Source organism: Trichocoleus sp. FACHB-262 (assembly GCF_014696035.1).
GTDB lineage: Bacteria > Cyanobacteriota > Cyanobacteriia > FACHB-46 > FACHB-46 > Trichocoleus.
In genome coordinates, this window is the sequence record NZ_JACJPK010000042.1 from 1 (window position 1) to 18,184 (window position 18,184).

Consider the following 18,184-nt stretch of genomic DNA (forward strand, 5'->3'; position numbering starts at 1 on the left):
TCACGAAGGCATGATTTATGTGGTCATGATTCGATTGATGCTGCGACGATTAACCAAGAATCGACGGAGATGGAACTCTAAAACTGCTTAACTAACTTTTACAAACACTTTCTGAAAACTTAACCAGGGGAATGAAAAGGTTTTGTAGGACAGGAGCGGTTAGCGAATTTTCGATAAATCAAAACCTCATAATGAAAGTATTATCTTTGGTCGAGCTATTAGGTGTTGAAGTTGATGGAGGAAGTTGATGGGTGGTAGTGGTGGCTCAGGTTATGTACCAAGGAGTTCTTCTGCAGGAGTGGATCGGCTTGTCCAACAGGCTGGAGGGCGTATTGATGAATCGTCCTACAATGTTCAAGCCAATGACTTGCTTCGTGAGGCATTGAAGGAGATTAACCAACGAGATCCTCAAAAGACGTGGGCATATATTAATGCCTTAAAAGAGACAATTAATGAGGGGATAGAAGGAACTGTTGATCTAGCTTTTGGTGGCTCAGTTCGCAAATATACATACGTCAATGGCTTGAGCGATGTTGATCTATTGGTTCAAGTCAATAACACTTCTCTAGCCCAAAGTTCACCCCAAGAGGCGCTAAGGCATTTTGAAGCTCAAATAAAAGCTGCATTGTCTAATGTAGCTGGAGTTGAAGTTTCATCTGGTAACTTGGCAGTAACGGTTTCCTACCCAGATGGTACTCAGTTGCAACTTTTACCTGCTATAAGAACCGCTTCGGGAGTTCGGATTATAAGCACTAGGAATCCCGAACAGTGGAGCAACGTTGTTCGCCCATCTGCTTTTGCCCGTAAGTTAACTGAAGTAAATCAAGCTAATTCTGGGAAAGTAGTTCCCATTATTAAGTTGTTTAAGGGGTTGATTAATGACCGCAAAATAAAACTATCAGGTTACCACACTGAATCGTTAGCTATTAAAGCTTTTGAAGATTACCAAGGTAGTACATCTCACAAAGAGATGTTGCTGCATATGTGCCGTGCCTCAATAAACTTCGTTAAATCGCCCATAGCAGACCGCACTGGGCAGTCTCTGCATGTGGATGATTATCTTGGGGCAGCCAACAGCCAACAACGTCGCCAAGCTTCCGAATCGCTGTCCCGATTGACGCAACAAATAGAAACGGCAGACGCACAAAGATCAATTGCAAGATGGCAGGAGTGGCTTGGCGATGAGTAACCCTAGCAATTCCTTAACTGAACAGCTTAAAGCAATGAATCGCCGAGCTAATCAAATGGCCACTATGCACAGTAAGCTCCGAGATGATTATGCTTGGTGGAATTCAGCAACAAATTTCTTCTTGCTAATTTTCTCAGCTTGTTTACTCTCGATCGCTTTCATTTCAGACGATTTCCTCCAACGTACTATAGGCATGTCACCTGATACCTTCAAGTGGGTGAATGGCATTACTGCGACAGCCAACTTTTCAGTGAGTCTTATCCTCCTGGCTTGGCAGCCTGCTGAAAAAGCTGCTGCACATGCTCAGGCAGTAAATCACTACGCAAAGATAAGGTATAAGATAAAGCGCCTAGAAGCCAAGGCTAACCAATTAACTGAAGACGATATTAATTCTCTGGAGGAGTCCTACTTTGATACCCGTGATTTACCTGGAATATCAGAGCGGCAATTTCTCCCTCTCAAACAGTGGCACTTACTTAAAGTAGCTTTAAGTAAAGAACTTGATGTTAACCCCTATGCACCTTTGTGGTTTTTGCGGCTCAAAATGTGGTTGAGAGACAGCAAGAAGCCTCCTGCTCAACCTTGATTAAAGTTCAATAGGGGTGGGGTCACGCTTCAAGACGAGTATTCTCCGCCAACATGTTGCAAAACAAGGCCCCTTGCTCGATCGCATCATCTAAAGCAACATGTTTGTGTGGAAGAGGATCAAACCAATGCTCTGGCATACTCCGCTTACCAGCCTGAGCGTACTCAGTTTTGAGTAATGCCATTGCATATGTTTTGATATCTATGGCTGAATGAGAAAATGGACTTTCACCAGTGAACCGGATTAGATACCAGTAAACAAATAAAAAGTCGAAACCAGCAGGATAGGCGACAAAAACAGGAGTTCCAGGCAAGGATTGTACCCAATCTGAATACAACTGCATTGCTTCTAAAGGATCTTTCTGGTCAACTTGAGTGGCTTGCCAAGCATCGGGCTGGCTACTCCACCAATCCATTGTTTTGGGATCAGCACTCGCTTCTGGAAGAGGTTTAAGGTTGATTGTGAAAGTTTCAACCAAAGTTTTACTTTTTAGATATGCGGCAGATGCAAGGCTAAGCATTGAGTTGCATCCCGGAATAGGTCCATCTGTTTCAATATCAGTGCTTACATAAATTTCAGCCATAAGTCTTGGCAACTAGATAGTAGAAATAATAGTCACTCTACATGCCGGTGGGGGGAGCGATAAAGGTTGTCGCAACAATTTACCAACTTTAGATCATCTTCCCTAGTCATCAGAGTCTTCAAAGTTTTTGTTCAACTCCTCATCTGTAAAGAAGCCTAGAGAAATCTGAAAACATGCAAAAAGATTCGGTCTAAAGACCTAAGCTAGCGTATATTGCGTAAAGACTTAGGCTGTCTACTTAATTTAGGGTGTTCTACAAAAATCTTTTATTTAGCCTTCCTATAGAACTCTTGTGAAAAACTTCAGGCTAATAACAGACAGAATCTGAATAAGCAATTTTGCTTGTTTGGGTAGTGTGAAAACATTATGAGACATGGATAATCACATGCCGCTGAATAAGCTAGTTGAAGATAATCAACCAACGATTGTACAAGAAACCACTTTTTCCCATGATGTCCTTGGTCGTTATATCTGCAATACCTGGGATGAAGCAGTAAACAATGGTGGAGCACCTTTTGATGCCATTGTTTTAGGGGCAGGCATGTTTGGTGCTTACTGTGCACAAAAAATTTATCGGCAAGGAGCAGCAAGCAATAAGCGTGTGTTAGTTTTAGAGGCTGGAGGTTTTCTGGTATCAGAACACGTACAGAATCTCGCACGAATTGGTCTTAATGTTCCTGGTTCTGTTCCCAGTGATCCTGGCGTTCCACGAGAAACAGTTTGGGGATTACCGTGGAGGGGCAATCAAGCTACACCTGGTTTGGCATATTGTATAGGAGGGCGATCGCTGTACTGGGGTGGATGGACACCACGGCTTACTCCAGCAGATCAGGCACTATGGCCGCCAGTACTTTCAAGTTATCTGAATGCTACCTATTCAATGGTTGAAAGTGAAATAGGTGTTACCCCTAGTACTGACTTCATTACAGGAGCACTGTATACAGCATTAAAAGCTCGTTTGACTACAGTTGGACCTACTGTGACAAACATTGATTCAGTTGAAGAAGCGCCCCTAGCAGTGCAGGGTGCACCTCCAGCTTCGGGACTTTTCAGTTTCGACAAATATAGTAGTGCACCGATTTTGGTAGATGCAATTCGAGAAGCGGCAGGTAACCCTGATTCATCTCGGAGATTATTCCTTGTCCCTCGTGTACACGTTATCCGATTAAATGCAAGTGGAGGTTTTGTCAATTCCATTGAGGTAGATGTAGCTGGACAGCGTAAGCTCCTCCCTGTCACTCCAAACTGTGCTGTTGTTTTGGCTATGGGTGCAATTGAGTCAACACGAGTTGCATTGTTGTCGTTTCCCACTCCTTTAATGGGGCGCAATCTGATGGCTCACCTCCGTACAAATATAACTGTGCGTATTCGCAGATCCGCGATCGCAGCCACGCTTCCAACTCAACTTGAGACCGCTGCGGTGCTTGTTCGTGGCTCAAGCCCTCAAGGACGATTCCACTTGCAGTTCACTGCATCTGCATCACCGACCTCTGCATCCGATGACTTGCTTTTTAGAATGATCCCAGACCTTGATCTTCTTTCCAATATCTTGGATGCACAAAAGTCGGACTGGGTTGCTATGACTGTACGAGGTCTAGGTGAAATGGAAGGCAACAAATCTTCGTTGGTTCCTAATAATGTTGGAAGTTGGATTAATCTTAGCCCCTTTGAAGCTGATGAATTTGGCTCGTCTCGTGCTTGGGTACAGCTTGTAACAACGCCTAACGACAGTAATTTGTGGAATTTAATGGATCAGACAGCGCTAGATTTGGTTCAGAAAATGGCTGGTAGTTCAAACAACATCGAATATCTCTATAACGGAGGTTGGCAGGCTGCGCCACCATCATTAAGTATTGTTAGCCAGCAGATGCGTGATGGTTTGGGAACAACACATCATGAATCTGGCACTTTATGGATGGGAGCACCAGGAAGTTCGGTCACGGACGAAAATGGCCGTTTTCATCATATAGACAATGCCTATGTTACCGACTTATCCATTTTCCCAACAGTTGGCTCAGCCAACCCTGTTTTGATCGGATTAGTGCTAGCTCGTAAAGTTGCTGAGGCAGTTGTAAATCGTTAATTGACATTGGTATTTCTAAATCAATTCATTCTTAACTAAGATGTACGAAAAATTTGGGGCTGCGGTTGCTAATTCTAAGGTTAGCTTCACACTTTTTCTTCCAGATAATCAGAAAGATCTAACTCAGTATATTAGGGGGGGAGAACCACACATCCAAAACATTGTTGTTGCTGGTAACTTTCAGCATCAGATTGGTGGAACAGATTGGGATATATCGTCTGCGCCAGAATTAGTTAAAGAAGACCATCCAAATGGTTTTTTGTATAAAGTATCAATAAATAGAGATTTGCAAGATGGATATTATGAGTACAAATTCTTTGTAACTTTTGAGAATGGCAGTACCCGATGGTGCCATGATCCTTGTACTAAATATGAATCAAATGGAAATTCAGGATTTGTTGTTGGTTCCTCTGAGCAGGTTAAGCCAATTGCTGGAAGGCTTCCTCAGCAAGATCTAATAATTTACGAGTTAATGATTGATGATTTCACCGCTAACTACCGTCAAAGAAAGGTACCTATTGATGCTATTGAGGAAAAACTTGATTATTTAGAAGATTTAGGGATTAATGCAATTGAGTTCATGCCTTGGACAGCCTGGCTAGAACAAGACTTTAGCTGGGGCTACAATCCATACGCTTTTTTCTCAGTTGAAGATCGTTACATACGGGACAATAGTAGCCCAACAGATCGTGTTGATAGATTGAAGCGGCTAATTAGCTTACTTCACGAAAAAGGTATTCATGTGATTCTGGATGGTGTCTTTAATCATGTCGTTGCTGACGATGGAGGTGACGGACGATTCGTTGAGGGATTTGGTTATTACTGGCTCTATCAAAATCCAAAAGAATCACCATTCGTTGGTAGTTTTGAAGAGACGCCCTATGACGTTTATAACGAGCTTGATTACAATAATGCTTGTGTTCAACAATTTATTTTTGATGTATGTAAGTATTGGATTGAAGAATTTAAAATTGACGGTATTCGATTCGACTATACGCTGGGTTTCTACCGAGAAAGCAGCATGATTAAAGAAGGTTTTGGAAAGCTCATAGCAGATATTAATCAGTTTCTTTCTCAAACAAATGAGAAGAATATTTCATTGATTTTGGAACATTTGACTGAAAATCGATATTTATCTATCGATATTGTAAACAGAGTAAATGCAACAGGTTGCTGGTATGACCGATTTTTCTATGATGTAGTTGAGGCGGCTGCACAAGAATCAACCAATCCGAATTTAATGCGTGTTCTCAATACAAATAAAGACTTTTATCCGGGAAAAGGTCCTTGTATATATCTTGAAAACCATGACCACTCGACAGTCACCAATCGCGTTGGAGGACGTGAAAATTGGTATAAAACTCAATCTGCTGTGCTAGCTTTACTCACTTCTCCTGGTGCTATCTTAATTCACAATGGGCAGGAGTTTGGAGATGATTATTTTTTACCAGGGGGTGTAGGCGCAGGTCGAGTTGTTCCTCGGCCTGTAAGATTCCAATTCAAAGATGATGCAATTGGTAGTCAATTGTTTTCGCTTTATAGAAATCTTATTAGATTACGTAAAGAACATCCTGGAATTAGATCGTCTAATTTTTACCCTGATACTTATGAATCCTATCAAACCTCTTTCAATGAGGAAGGGTATGGTGTTCATACTGAAAAAGATGTTGTTATTTACCACCGGTGGGGATTGGATCTTCTTGGAAGGATTGAAAAATTTATTATTGTAATTAATTTTTCATCAACCAATCAGTATGTTGATGTTCCTTTTTCAGACAATGGAACCTGGAATAATCTTTTAGATAATACAGCAATAGAAGTGAAAGACTTTTGGGCTAAAAACCTATTGATCAGTTCCCATTGGGGCAAGATTTTCTATTTAAAGCCGTAAACCAGATTTCTAGTAGTTCACTGAGCAGATTTTGAGCTTTCCATCCTTTCAAAATCTCTACAAATTTTTAACAAATAATTGGTTATAGAATTACGAACTTTAGGTCATAAGTTGGTATGTTAGTACTGTTCTTGAATGTCAGAGCGTCATTCCGTTCTTGTCCAACCAATCCAACAGTCCAGAAGGGTGGGCGACACTAGAGACCAAACTGGATGAGTTGATGACGATCAAGCCGGACATCATGTTTGTATTCCTACCTCAGAGCAATCGCAGTTGTGACGATGACGAGAGCGGCAGCCTCTGCCACAGTATTTACTCAATGCTACTGCGCCGCCAGATTGCTAGTCAGTTCATCTATGAAGAGACGCTTCGGAGAAAGACTTGATACGTTTTGAATCAGGTGATGCTGAGAGTGCTGGCGAAATCAGGAAACATTCCTTTCGTTCTCGCAGAACCCTTGCAGGTTGCTGATGTGTTTATTAGGTTAGATGTGGCGTGCTCCAAGAAGCGACGGTTGTCAGGCAGTATGAATGCCTGTGCCGGAGTCTGCTTGTACGGCAACCGAGGAGAATTTATTTGAGCACAGAGTCGGGAGATGCTGCGATCGAGGGAAAAGAAATTCCTCAATGGTTTCTGGAGGCGCTACTGCCACCCGGTACGTTGAGAGGGAAGACAGTTTTAATCTACCGAGATGGGCGCTTCTGTGGCGAAGGAGTTACTCATCTATTGAACTGGGCAGCGACGGCCCAAGCTCGGTTTATTCTGGTTGAGTGCCGTAAATCGGGTACGTCAAGACTCTACAACCTCCCGCGATCGCACTCGGAAGGAGGGCGTAGCATTGCGGCTTCGACTCGCGGACTTGGGTTGAAACTCTCCAGCCATGAGGCCATTCTGGTCACGACCCAAGTCAGTGACAGAATTGGGGTTCTCTATCCAATTCGCCTAACAGTGCGCTCTGAAGGACATCCAGCATCGGTTGAGCAGATTATGGATGCTATTTTGAAGCTGACCTTGCTGCATCATGGTGCTCTGAAGCCACCCCGATTGCCGATGATTGTTGCATGGTACTGATCGGCTAACAGATTTGCGCCTGAATGGAGTTTACGTACCTGAGTGCGATCGCCAGTTCTGGCTTTAGTTCTCCAAAAACAATTCTACCAATGACAATCTGAATCGACAGAAAAATCGTTTGAGATTCAGTCCTAGATACTTCTCAATGATAAGTTTTCCTTAAGTTTGCCCAATCTCAAGATCCGGACTTACGGAAGAATAAGTGTTTGAGGTTGACACATTAACTTATTAGTCTTTAACCTAATGTAGAATGGGCTGAACACCTGTACTGCTTCAGCTGTGAAAATTAACCGCTACGACCAAGCCAAGATCCTCTCGCCCTGGGAGATCACTTGATTGTTTAAGGGCAAGGTGGTGCTGATATTTAGATTTGACGCTGTTTCGGTCGCTGGTTTGGGTTAGAAAAGGGGAAGGGATGGAAGCAATCGCCTCTCTATCGATGCTCTCTCATATAGAAAGATTGCCGGCTGAGCGCGATCGGGTGTTGTTTGGTATCTACCTGTACACAACTGCTCGCATTAATGAGGCATGTTCACTTCATACAGTTGATGTGTATGGGGCGATGGACGGGTGCGCGATCACGATACCTTTCGGCCAGGCTGTGGCAAGGCATTGTTTTTTGTTATTTTGCTAGGGAAATGCGAAACCCAGTTGCTTGAACAGAACAGTCTGCTCGCTCGGGGGCTCTGAAATTTGCGGTATGAAGTAGGGCACTGGTTTTCTAAAGGGTGATTGCTAGGATAGTTACAGTGCATGACCTTCAACTGATGAGATGTCCCCATTGCCAGAGCGAACAAACCGTGAAAAACGGCAGAGTCAAGTTGCAAGATCAAAGTGTTCAGCAGCGATACCTCTGTTCCACTTGCGGTAAACGATTCAATGAACGAACCCATACCCCAATGGCAAAACTGAGAACCCCGGCACTGGTGGTTTCAGCAGCGATCAATGTGCGCACAGAAGGATTAGGAGTGCGGGCGACGGGACGCTCCTTTGGCAAATCCCATGCGACGATTATTCGCTGGGAACGCCGAGTCGCTCAGCAAGGAAGTCAATGGTCTCCGCCTGCGCCTGATGGAACTGATGTCACCCTCGAAGGGGATGAGGTGTATACTCGCGTCGGCGAGAACCTTCCCCCCCGGTGAATCACCAGGGTGGACGATTCACTTCATTGAGCGTGAAAGCCGCTATTGGGTCGATGCCCAAGCTGGACAGAAAACGAGTGAACTGTTTGAGCGAGGAACCCAGAAGGCTTGGGAGTGGGCGAAACCTACTGACTTTATCCGCTGGTTTAGCGATGGAGAACGACGCTATGGCAAGGCTTTGTGGAAGCTTGCCAGTGTCCGTCTCAAAGCGGGGGAGGTGCACCCCGACTACGGACGACGTAAAGTCTGGCGGCAAGGGTTAGAGGTGGCCATGAAGATTAAGGGCTCTCAGGGACACAAACGAGTGGAGTGGATGAAGGTGGAGCATCCTTTTACCGCGCTCAGTCCTGTGCATGAACTTCATGCCAATCACAATGAAGCCCAAAATAGTGCCTTGAGAAGGCGTGCGAGTGCTTATCGCAGACGAAGAATTTGTATGCCAAGCGAGTCGAGGGGTTGCAAAGAGTGCTAGACGTTCAACGATTGGTGCATAATTGGGTGCGACCGCACTGGGGATTGGGAAAAAACAGGACTCCGGCAACGGCAATGGGGTACTGTAGTCGTTCGATTTCGATGAATGAGATCCTAACCAGTCGTGGGTTTCATTCCTTCACCCTTTAGAAAACCAGTGCCTGAAGTAGGGACTGGTGACGGCAGAAATTAGTTGACTCTCAATCCTGCTGAATCGCTACCCGATTCAGCAGGATTGCTGCCATCAGAGTTCGAGATGCCGGGATTGCAAGTGAGATCGCTCGGCTGGATTGCATGCCTGCTTCTGCTTCTGCTTTTCCGGGCCTAGTAGCTGTGACAGAGCTTGCTGGTGTAACCGTTCGTTGAGTTGCTCGATCGCCAAGCAATCTTCCTCCGTTAAGCCATACCCTTCGTATTTACCTTTTGAGTAGCCCATCATTAGGCGATCGCGGTGAAAGAGTTCCGGTTGACCTTCCTCACCTAAGCGGATTTGGTAGTCCTCAAGGCTGCAAGAAGCCTTGAGTTTGTCTCTGCCCACCTTCTCCCTGTTCCATATTTCTTGAACTTGAGGCACCAGGTGATGAACATATTCGTTTTGTATCCTCAAAATATCCTCAAGTGGGTCAGGCTCAACCATCCCTTCAGTTATCGATTCAACCCCAAGCAGCTCAATATCGCTTTCCCGTTCTAGTCGCCGCTGGAGTCCTGGGAGTGTGTAGCCCCGGCCTAGCTGAGACCCTGACATCCTGACAACTTCGCCTTTAGTGTCCACTTGCTCAAAGATGATGCCTGGTTTGCCGAGGCGATCGCCCCACCTAACTGAAATACCGTGGTTTTGCAGCAACGCCTCTTGCAACTGCTCCGTGTCACGCCCTGGAATTGCCTCTTGGTCAACAGCGTCTTGCATCAGCACCATCACAGGTGGAACCCCAGTTTTCTGCCACGCTTCCGCTTGTCTTCGAGTGGGCGATCGCCGTTCGATTTCGTAAGAGCTTTTTAGAGGTTGAAGTCCATACTCCTTTTCAGCTTCTCGGCAGATACGTTGGCTGCGCTCGTGATCCTGCCAGGTTGGAATCGCTCGACCGTCCAGCAGATTGATGCGACTAGCCACAAAATGAGTATGCCGATGCTTCGTATCTTCGTGGACGGCACAGAACCATTGATACTCGTATAGTTCCGACTCAAGAAACTCATTCACCTGCTGTTTGTATGCAGTTTTGTCGTCACGTCGTAGCAATTCTGGTTTGCGTGCTGATACCACTAATCCCGCAAAGCGAGCGATCGCTCTATCTTTCAAAAACTCGTCACTTAAATCCTGAGTTGCTGCGTCCTCATAGCTATAGGCATCAATCAGGTGATAAACGGGTCGCTCAATTTGAGGGTTTAAGTTCCGTGACAAGAGAAATTCTCGCGAGATGGTATCCGAATCAGACCCCATTACGGTGCCTCCCAGTAACCGCGCCGCTTCCTTATCGAGCACGTATTGCGTCGTTTCTCTAAAGTTGTGATTCTGCAACGTCTTCCCAATCATGCGTCCGTTTCCTCCTGATTGGTATGCTTGCCTGGGCTCAATTGCAGCCCGATTTCTACCAGCAGTTTCTCCAGCCGTTCCAGTTGTTCGAGGTAAGCAGGAGTGAACGGTAAATCTCTGTTTCGCTGAACTGCTATATTCATGGCCTTCGCCATTTGGTTGCAGTTAGCTCTGAGTTGAGCGAGTTGAACGTAGGCTTCTCGGTTGATTTGAGGGGCGATCGCCCGAGGTCGAGGAATGCCAGACCCGAATACTTTCGCTCGCACAAAAGCTGAGAGGTTAATCCCCTGCCGCAGCTCTTCTAGTTGCCGTTCTTCCGCTTCAGTGACGTAAAAGCGCTTGGCGATCGTTCTCCGTTCCTTTAGCTCAGAATCTCCTAAAGTCTCTCGAATCTCACCTTTGAGTTCTGCGATCGCCTGATCCATCGATTCAAAGTTAGGCATAAAACTCCAACTCGCCACCAAGCCATCAGAATTCTGTACTAACACTTCTGGATGGATTTCGGCAGACTCGGGGGCAGAAACTTCAAGTCCAAATTCAAAGTTTTGCTAAGACCACCTTCTGAAGCCGTCAGCCTCTAAGTGATTTCGTTAGAAGAGTAGTAGAAGCGTTCCATCGGAGTCATGGCGATTTGGACAGGACTCACTGAGGTCATCATGGGCAAGCCGCCGAAGATTTATCCCGAGAGCACCGCGAACCAGTTGAGTTCAAAACTAGAGCACCTGGTGCAAAACCCTAAGGGTTTGCAGGTAAAAGAGTTAGTGTTCCGGCTCAGACCTAAAATCGAAGCGGCGCAGGAGTCGGGCTACACCTTAGAAGATATCGTTAATGTGTTTAAGGCGGAAGGCGTTGACCTAACCTTAAATACTTTGAAGCGGTATTTACAAGAGAGCCGAGCCCTCAACCCCCAACACGACCTACCCACAATCCCTGCTTTAGATTCCAAGCCTACTAAGGTAAAAAAGACTAACTCACTTCCCGTTCTTTCCTCCCCGCGATCGCAACAATCAGGGCTACCACTTCAAGAGCAAACACGACCTCATCTGGAGCGTGAGATGCAACCGCTATTAACGAATACTAACGAGCAGGGTTTTCAAGAAATGCGTTCTGATGACGACCTCTAAACAAATACAAAAAGTGGAGCAATGGCCAGTAAAACGACAAAACTTCAACCTCAAGTTGCTGAACCCCCAGCTAAGCAACTGAACCCGAAACGGATGATTGGAATCACCTCAGACAAGGGTGGCAACGGTAAAAGCACAGTTGCTCGGGCTCTGGGTGACATCCTCATCCAGCGAGACATCCCCACTCGGGCCTTTGATTGCGATCGCCGCAACGCGCAACTGCATCGGCATTACAACCAAGCGTTTTCGTCTGCCTTTGATTCTGATGCGGGTGTGAGCCGGATTGATTTAAGCGTCCGAGGCGGAGCTGATGAACTCCTCAATAGTCTGGAATCTCCCACAACCCAGATTGTGCTGATTGATTTTCCGGCAGGTGGAGGAGAACTCTTTGAGCGCTTTGAGCGAGAGATGAAGCTCTTCGATTTCTTGGATGAAATCGGGTATCAACTGACAATGGTCAGTGTATTAAGTCGGGTCAAAGATAGCATCAACTCCCTCAGAACGCTGATGGAGTACTGTGGCGATCGCGCCGACCACGTGGTGCTGAAGAACTGCTTTTTTGGAGAACCAGAAAAGTTCAGCCGCTTTGACCACAGCAAGACGAAGGCGCTGGTGCTGCAAACAGGGGGTGTGATTCTCAACTTCCCCGACCTTTATGACAGTACCTATGATGTCCTGGACGATAAAAACCTAACCTTCAGTGACGCCTTGCAACCGAAGAGTGGGTTGCCGATGGCCGATCGCCGTCGAGCGAAAGTTTTTTTAGATGAAGCTGAAGCAGAATTCCTCAAAGCTGCGGAGTTTTTGGGGTTGGCCTAGAGACGGGCAGAGTAACAAGAGATTCAGGGTGCGACCACATTGCCTTTCAGTTCTAGAAGTAAGGCAGCTCAATCTAACAACTCTGGATTTAATTGAGTATCCATAATGGCTAGCAGCACTCCTGACAGTAACGGCAACCACAAGCCAATTCTCACAGGGAATACAGTTCTCGACAAACTGCTCAACCAGTTAGAGAAGGACGATCGCGAGTTCATCTTGCGATTGATGGCAGAGTTGGGCATCCCAACCAATGACCCGATGCACCCCTTCTTAGTGGCGTTGCAATACTATGTCCAGATTCTCCGAGAGATTCCAGCCGCAATGAAATCAGCGGCGGATGAATCGTTTCGTAAAGCCGCCACAGTCTATGGCAGCATCCAATCTAATTTGAATCACTCTGTGGCTCAAATCGAAGGCATTCGGTTGCAGTGGGGGGAAGACACCAAAGCTTTGCTGCCTGAGTTTCGGTCTACCTTTAATGCGGCTTTCGACCAGGCCATTCAGTCAGTGGATGTAGTACTGAAAAAGAAGGTGGAGGCGTACCGTCAAGAGATTAATCAGATCAATGCCACCGCTGCACGGGACTGGAGCCAGGAACTCGTCCGCACTCGCAATCTCTATCTAAGCGATGTCTTTTGGCAGGGTTTGGTTTGGGCCAGTAGTGCCACGGCGATCGCCCTAGTAGTAGTGGCAGGGTCAGCTTATTGGCTAGGCACTCAGCAGGGACGAGTAAGTGCTGTTCAAGAGTTTGGCAACCAGGATTGGTACACCATCAGTCAACAGTTGATTAACCGGGCTGATAATAAGCAACGGTTGATTCGTTGCAACGAAGACCGCAACGCAAAATGTACTCTCTGGCTAGAATATTCACCTCAGGATTAAATGAGTTTGTCGAGATGGAAGTCTACAACTTCAACTCCACAAGTTACATATCTCTACAACTTTCAGACAAAACATAGAAGAGACGAGAATATTTCACCCAAGTTAGTGATGCACAATAATCAGATCAAGGGGTTGAATAGTATTGATTAGACCTAAAGTTAATAGAAAAAATGCTCATAGCAAGTTATTAAACAGCATTGCCTAGGTGCCCTGCCCTAAATTGCCTGATCTCAAGCGGGTAATTCATAAACCCTTTCTAAGCCTCAAGGCGCGACTATTTTAATCAGTTCATAAAATCTATGTAGTAAATCCCATAGGAGCTACCGAGTGCATCACTTCATTATGTTTTTATCAAATACAAGGGCTCGCAATATTTTCACTATGCATTTCTATTTCAGGTAAGGAGAAAAAGCCTTATTCCTCGGTTATATGTTTTGAGATGTTTTAAGGGAGCTAAGGTTGTGAGATAAGTATGAGAATTGATACTGCACGATTCAGAGCTACTGAGCGTAGGTACAACAATCGTGAGGACACTCGCGAGGACAATCAATACAAAATTAGGGCTGGACTATTACTACAAGCTGATACTCCAGAACGAGTTGAGAAGCGGCTGAAGCGACTAGGAGTTCCTTCGTTCACAGCCGAAGTTTTGATGAAAGGTGAGCTTAATCCTGTACCACCAGTGGTAGTTACTCGTACAGATTTAGATAACTTTTCCTTAGAGCGAATTATCTTTAAGAGCGACTTGATGAGTATTAATTATTTGGAGCTTGGTACTCAAGCCGCCCGCTCTGTTGGACGTATCCGCATCCAGTCCTCCGACCGAGGAATTGAAGGCTACGGTACCGGATTTATGGTCTCCCCCAAACTTTTATTAACAAATCACCACGTCCTACCAAGTCATCAACTGACGTCATTTAGTCAAATTGAATTTAACTATCAAGATGGTACAAACGGGCAACCCCTACACTCGGTAGTGTTCAATCTCGATCCTGAAACATTTTTTCTCACAGATGAGCACCTTGATTACACCCTTGTTGCTGTCAGAGATGAAGCACTCAATAACTTAAATTTGAGCGAGTTTGGTTGGAATCGTTTGATCGAGGCAGAAGGTAAGGTAATTGTAGGTGAGTACGTTAGTATTATTCAGCATCCTAGCGGAGAGAGTAAGCAATTAGCGCTGCGGGAGAACCAACTGATTGATGTATTAGAAGATTTTCTGCATTACCAAACGGATACGGCTCCAGGTTCATCAGGCTCACCTGTATTTAATGATCAGTGGGAAGTTGTATCTTTGCATCACTCAGGTGTTCCAAAGCGAGATCGCCAAGGGCGAATTCTTGCTATAGACGGCAAAATTTGGACGGAGGATCAGGGAGAAGAGCGGGTTGATTGGCTCGCTAACGAAGGGGTGCGAATTAGCCGAATTATTAAGCATGTTAAGCAGCAACGTCTTTCAGGCGACCAAAAACAGTTGAGGAACCAAATGCTTGAATCTCAACCCAACCCTGCTAGAAAACGTCCTTTTGAAAAGGAGGGTGTTTGCTCTGTTAACTTCTCGCAAGCTACCAGTAGTGATGGTACTGTAACGTGGACAATTCCAATTCAGATTAGCGTGAAATTAGGTCAGCCTGCGATTGCTAGCTCAACTTCAACATTGAGCAATGATGACACAAGGAAGCAGCAAATTATTGAGTCCCGTAGCTTAGAAGAAGCTCTAGAAGAGTTTAGAGAAGCCTCTAGGCGAACGTACTACGATGAAGTGGCAGATGAGCAAAATCGGGACAATTATTACAGAGACCTAACAAGAAGAGTAAGCTTCCTTGATTCAGAGGATCTCTACCGTGAGCTAAATAATTTGCTAACACGTACTCATAGTAAAAGGCTGAGTTATAAACCCAGTAGTGTTCTTTACCCATGGGTTGATCTCCACCCTGACCTAAAACTCCGCAGTATCTACTCCGGCCAAGCATTTGACCCAGAAGATTTAATTCGCGAGGACTTCCAGATTGATCAACTTCGAGCTTTACGAACTCAAGAACTTCAGTTAAAAGAATCAACGCTTACTCAGGAGCAGTACAAAAAGGAACTTGACCTGCTAGAGGCAAGTTTACCTTACAACTGTGAACACGTCGTCCCTCAATCTTGGTTTGGCAAAGCTGAGCCTATGCGAGGGGACCTACACCATCTGTTTGCGTGTGAGATACCGTGCAATAGCTTCCGTAGCAATTATCCCTATTTTGATTTTGATGATTATGAGGAAAGGGAAGCAATTCGAGATAGTTGTGGGAAGCTTTCTGGGGATAAATTTGAGCCAAGTAAAGGGAAGGGAGAGGTTACCCGAGCAACGCTCTATTTTCTGCTTCGCTACCCGGGAGAGATTAATAAGACGGAGCGGGAGTATAAGGCAGAGCGGATAGAAACGTTGCTAAAATGGCATAATGCTAATTCTCCCACTGAATATGAAAAGCATAGAAACGCAGCAATCTTTGAGAAGCAAGGTAATCGCAACCCACTAATCGATTTCCCAGATTTGGGCAACAAAATCGCCTTTCGTTTAGGGCTTGGTTAAACGCAAGTAAGTAGTATTCGAAATAGAGTCCTATTTTGTTTCATACGCGCTTTCGCTCAAGATGATAGCTTTTCGCCATTGCTGTTCAAGAGGTAGTTTCCGGGTTTCGAACTGCTTTGAGAATCACGATCGCAAAAAACTGGCGTTGCATAATGGAGGGAGGAATTGGGATGAGTTCTAATGCAATGTCCAGAATGCCAATCTACTCATGTCCGTAAGAACGGTAAGAGAAGAGGTAAGCAAAATTACATCTGTGTCAGTTGTAGCCGTCAGTTCATTGACCGCTATAGCGCACCTCAAGGATATGGTGATGACATCAAGCAGCAATGCTTACGCATGTACGTTAATGGCATGGGTTTCCAAGGCATCCAACGAGTGACAGGTGTTCACCATACAACTGTCATTTACTGGGTTAAACAAGTTGGAGAACTCTTGCTGGATGCATATGATCCACGAGAAACACCACAGGTGGGAGAACTGGATGAACTCGAAACCTTTGTAGGATCTAAAAAAACAAAATTTGGTTGTGGACAGCCGTAGACCACTTTCGAGCAGGCATCTTAGGTTGGGTGTTAGGTGACCATAGTGCCAAGACGTTTGAACCGTTGTGGACAGTTGTGAGAGCATGGCAGTGTTATTTCTATGTCACGGATGGTTGGAGTGTCTATCCAGGATTTACTCCACCGGGAGATCAGATTGTGAGCAAAACCTATATGACTCGAGTCGAAGGTGAGAATACCCGATTGCGGCACTATCTATCCCGATTACATCGCAAAACATTGTGCTATTCCAAATCGGAAGAAATGCTAAGACATTCAATCCGCTTGTTACTTCACTACTTGAAATTTTGGGATGTCCCGATTCCTGCTTGATTCCTCCCTCTATTATGCAACGCCCATTAATCCACAAAGCCCAAGCTAAATTAATTTATTTACCTCCCTATTCCCCCGACTTCTCACCCATTGAAAACTGCTGATCGAAGTTGAAGAGCTTGCTGCGTTCAGTGGGAGCTGGAAGTTATGCAGCCTTGGACAAAGCGATTCAAGAGGCATTTGCTCAAATCTCTCTAGAGGATATCCGCAACTGGTTTGCTCATTGTTGCTACCGTACCTCAGTAGACTAGGAAACGCTATATTGCCGCCACAGAAACCCGTGGGTAAACTCCGAGAAGTCAGCTTGCGTGCGGTGTTGAATGCCATCTTCTACCAAGCGGACAAGGGCACCAAATGGCGTAACTTGCCCCATGATTTTCCAGCCATAACCCTTCGGGTATGCAAGAAAGGCAAACAGTCTATGGCTACTATCGCTTGTAGGTGAGATTGGGTCTCTGGGAACAAATGAATCAGGCACTCGTGCAGCAAGTGCGAGTTCCGGAGGACGTCAGGCTCAACCGAGTTTAGCCCTTATTGACAGCCAGTCGGTCAAACTGTGACAAAAAGGGAGGAAGGGCAGGGCGTGGATGGCAACAAACAGGTAAAAGGGCGCAAACGCCACGTTGTTGTCGATGTGCTAGGCCTCGTCTTAGGCTGTTATGTCACTGCCGCCAATACAACTGATTTCAAAGCGGCCCCTGCGGTAGTGCTGTGGGTGTTAGACCTTTACGAAAGGATTGCCAAAGTTCTGGCAGACAAAGGGTATCGAGGTCGATTAGCAACTCTGATTCAGCGAGCGTTTGGGGAACGGCAAGTGGAGCTTGAGATTAGCTAACATCCTGAGGAGAGCCAAGGCTTTCAGGTGGAACCCAAACGATGCATTGTCGAGCGCACTTGGACCTGGTTAGAAAACCCTCGTATCCTGACTTATGACTATGAGCGCTTACCGAAAAATCACGAAGGTATGATTTATGTGGTCATGATTCGCTTGATGCTGCGGCGATTAACGAAGAATCGACGGAGATGGGAATCAAGCACTGCTTAACGACCTTTGACAAACACTTTCTTAGAGTGAAGTAGAAAAAATGGTTATTGCTCAACCATGGCTCACATAAATATTCTGGCTATTATTTCATTTTTATAAAAAATATGACAATGGATAGCTGCTATTCAACTTCTTCCTAGTACTTTTAAAAATTTTTCAAAACAATCTTTACACCTCTTCTATTAGAAGAAATACGATGATTTATGATAAAAAGCATATGCTTTCATCAAATTTAAGCTCCCTTTAGGATAAATTTAAAGATACGACAATCGTCCAATTCCATCCTAGCCGAGGCTTTTGTGGCTATCTGATTTGTAAAAAAA

The 18,184-nt window shown here is 45.3% G+C and carries 17 protein-coding genes and 2 pseudogenes; 15 read left to right on the forward strand and 4 right to left on the reverse strand.

Features of this window, described 5'->3' with window-relative positions:
• Nucleotides 1-247 precede the first annotated feature (247 nt).
• Nucleotides 248-1,189, forward strand: a complete 942-nt coding sequence (locus H6F68_RS08835) for a CBASS oligonucleotide cyclase (protein WP_190558239.1) — start codon at nucleotides 248-250, stop codon at nucleotides 1,187-1,189.
• Entirely contained in the window at nucleotides 1,182-1,775 is a 594-nt protein-coding gene (locus H6F68_RS08840; RefSeq protein ID WP_190558241.1) for a hypothetical protein, read from the forward strand. Before H6F68_RS08835 ends, H6F68_RS08840 begins: the two co-directional genes overlap by 8 nt.
• 22 nt (nucleotides 1,776-1,797) lie before the next feature.
• Here H6F68_RS08840 and H6F68_RS08845 read toward each other — a convergent pair whose 3' ends face one another.
• Nucleotides 1,798-2,358, reverse strand: a complete 561-nt coding sequence (locus H6F68_RS08845; RefSeq protein ID WP_190558242.1) for a 3'-5' exoribonuclease domain-containing protein — start codon at nucleotides 2,356-2,358, stop codon at nucleotides 1,798-1,800.
• A 373-nt stretch (nucleotides 2,359-2,731) separates the two neighbouring features.
• Here H6F68_RS08845 and H6F68_RS08850 point away from each other — a divergent pair, with 373 nt between their 5' ends.
• The 5 genes and pseudogenes from H6F68_RS08850 (at nucleotide 2,732) to H6F68_RS08870 (ending at nucleotide 9,166) form a co-directional block, all read left to right on the forward strand.
• Nucleotides 2,732-4,441: a GMC oxidoreductase gene (locus tag H6F68_RS08850; RefSeq protein ID WP_199299995.1), complete on the forward strand. Its 1,710-nt coding sequence runs from the start codon at nucleotides 2,732-2,734 to the stop codon at nucleotides 4,439-4,441.
• A 40-nt stretch (nucleotides 4,442-4,481) separates the two neighbouring features.
• On the forward strand, nucleotides 4,482-6,332 hold the full coding sequence (locus H6F68_RS08855) for an alpha-amylase family glycosyl hydrolase (protein WP_190558244.1): 1,851 nt from the start codon (nucleotides 4,482-4,484) through the stop codon (nucleotides 6,330-6,332).
• Between the two features lie 403 nt (nucleotides 6,333-6,735).
• On the forward strand, nucleotides 6,736-6,912 hold the full coding sequence (locus H6F68_RS08860; RefSeq protein ID WP_190558246.1) for a hypothetical protein: 177 nt from the start codon (nucleotides 6,736-6,738) through the stop codon (nucleotides 6,910-6,912).
• Nucleotides 6,909-7,403: a hypothetical protein gene (locus tag H6F68_RS08865; protein ID WP_190558248.1), complete on the forward strand. Its 495-nt coding sequence runs from the start codon at nucleotides 6,909-6,911 to the stop codon at nucleotides 7,401-7,403. The genes H6F68_RS08860 and H6F68_RS08865 overlap by 4 nt, the downstream gene beginning before the upstream one ends.
• A 767-nt stretch (nucleotides 7,404-8,170) precedes the next feature.
• Nucleotides 8,171-9,166: pseudogene (locus H6F68_RS08870) on the forward strand (IS1 family transposase).
• 94 nt (nucleotides 9,167-9,260) lie between these two features.
• Here the strand turns inward: H6F68_RS08870 and H6F68_RS08875 are convergent.
• Entirely contained in the window at nucleotides 9,261-10,547 is a 1,287-nt protein-coding gene (locus tag H6F68_RS08875) for a relaxase/mobilization nuclease domain-containing protein (RefSeq protein WP_190558250.1), read from the reverse strand.
• Nucleotides 10,544-10,990, reverse strand: coding sequence for a plasmid mobilization protein (locus H6F68_RS08880; protein WP_190558252.1), 447 nt, complete (start codon nucleotides 10,988-10,990; stop codon nucleotides 10,544-10,546). The genes H6F68_RS08875 and H6F68_RS08880 overlap by 4 nt, the downstream gene beginning before the upstream one ends.
• Before the next feature lie 180 nt (nucleotides 10,991-11,170).
• Here H6F68_RS08880 and H6F68_RS08885 point away from each other — a divergent pair, with 180 nt between their 5' ends.
• The 5 genes from H6F68_RS08885 to H6F68_RS08905 all read left to right on the forward strand — a co-directional run bounded on the left by H6F68_RS08885 (nucleotide 11,171) and on the right by H6F68_RS08905 (nucleotide 16,816).
• Nucleotides 11,171-11,671: a hypothetical protein gene (locus H6F68_RS08885; RefSeq protein WP_190558254.1), complete on the forward strand. Its 501-nt coding sequence runs from the start codon at nucleotides 11,171-11,173 to the stop codon at nucleotides 11,669-11,671.
• 21 nt (nucleotides 11,672-11,692) lie between these two features.
• The gene (locus tag H6F68_RS08890) at nucleotides 11,693-12,490 is read left to right on the forward strand and encodes a chromosome partitioning protein ParA (RefSeq protein ID WP_190558256.1); all 798 of its coding nucleotides are present in this window, start codon (nucleotides 11,693-11,695) and stop codon (nucleotides 12,488-12,490) included.
• Nucleotides 12,491-12,595: 105 nt separating this feature from the next.
• Nucleotides 12,596-13,372, forward strand: coding sequence for a hypothetical protein (locus tag H6F68_RS08895; RefSeq protein WP_190558258.1), 777 nt, complete (start codon nucleotides 12,596-12,598; stop codon nucleotides 13,370-13,372).
• A 652-nt stretch (nucleotides 13,373-14,024) separates the two neighbouring features.
• The gene (locus tag H6F68_RS08900) at nucleotides 14,025-15,944 is read left to right on the forward strand and encodes an endonuclease (protein ID WP_190558260.1); all 1,920 of its coding nucleotides are present in this window, start codon (nucleotides 14,025-14,027) and stop codon (nucleotides 15,942-15,944) included.
• A gap of 180 nt (nucleotides 15,945-16,124) precedes the next feature.
• A protein-coding gene (locus H6F68_RS08905) for an IS1 family transposase (protein ID WP_190558262.1) occupies nucleotides 16,125-16,816 on the forward strand; the annotation gives its coding sequence in 2 pieces (ribosomal slippage) (nucleotides 16,125-16,455 and nucleotides 16,455-16,816; 693 coding nt in all).
• Nucleotides 16,817-17,063: 247 nt separating this feature from the next.
• Here the strand turns inward: H6F68_RS08905 and H6F68_RS29305 are convergent.
• Nucleotides 17,064-17,189 (reverse strand): hypothetical protein, encoded by a 126-nt coding sequence (locus tag H6F68_RS29305; protein ID WP_277876034.1) that lies wholly within the window; start codon nucleotides 17,187-17,189, stop codon nucleotides 17,064-17,066.
• Here H6F68_RS29305 and H6F68_RS29775 point away from each other — a divergent pair.
• The 3 genes and pseudogenes from H6F68_RS29775 to H6F68_RS08925 form a co-directional block, all read left to right on the forward strand.
• Nucleotides 17,130-17,261, forward strand: a complete 132-nt coding sequence (locus tag H6F68_RS29775; RefSeq protein ID WP_399313363.1) for a hypothetical protein — start codon at nucleotides 17,130-17,132, stop codon at nucleotides 17,259-17,261. The genes H6F68_RS29305 and H6F68_RS29775 overlap by 60 nt on opposite strands.
• Before the next feature lie 111 nt (nucleotides 17,262-17,372).
• Entirely contained in the window at nucleotides 17,373-17,651 is a 279-nt protein-coding gene (locus H6F68_RS08920) for a transposase (protein ID WP_190558266.1), read from the forward strand.
• A 21-nt stretch (nucleotides 17,652-17,672) separates the two neighbouring features.
• Nucleotides 17,673-17,861 (forward strand): annotated as a pseudogene (locus tag H6F68_RS08925) (transposase); the annotation flags it as partial.
• Nucleotides 17,862-18,184: the final 323 nt, after the last annotated feature.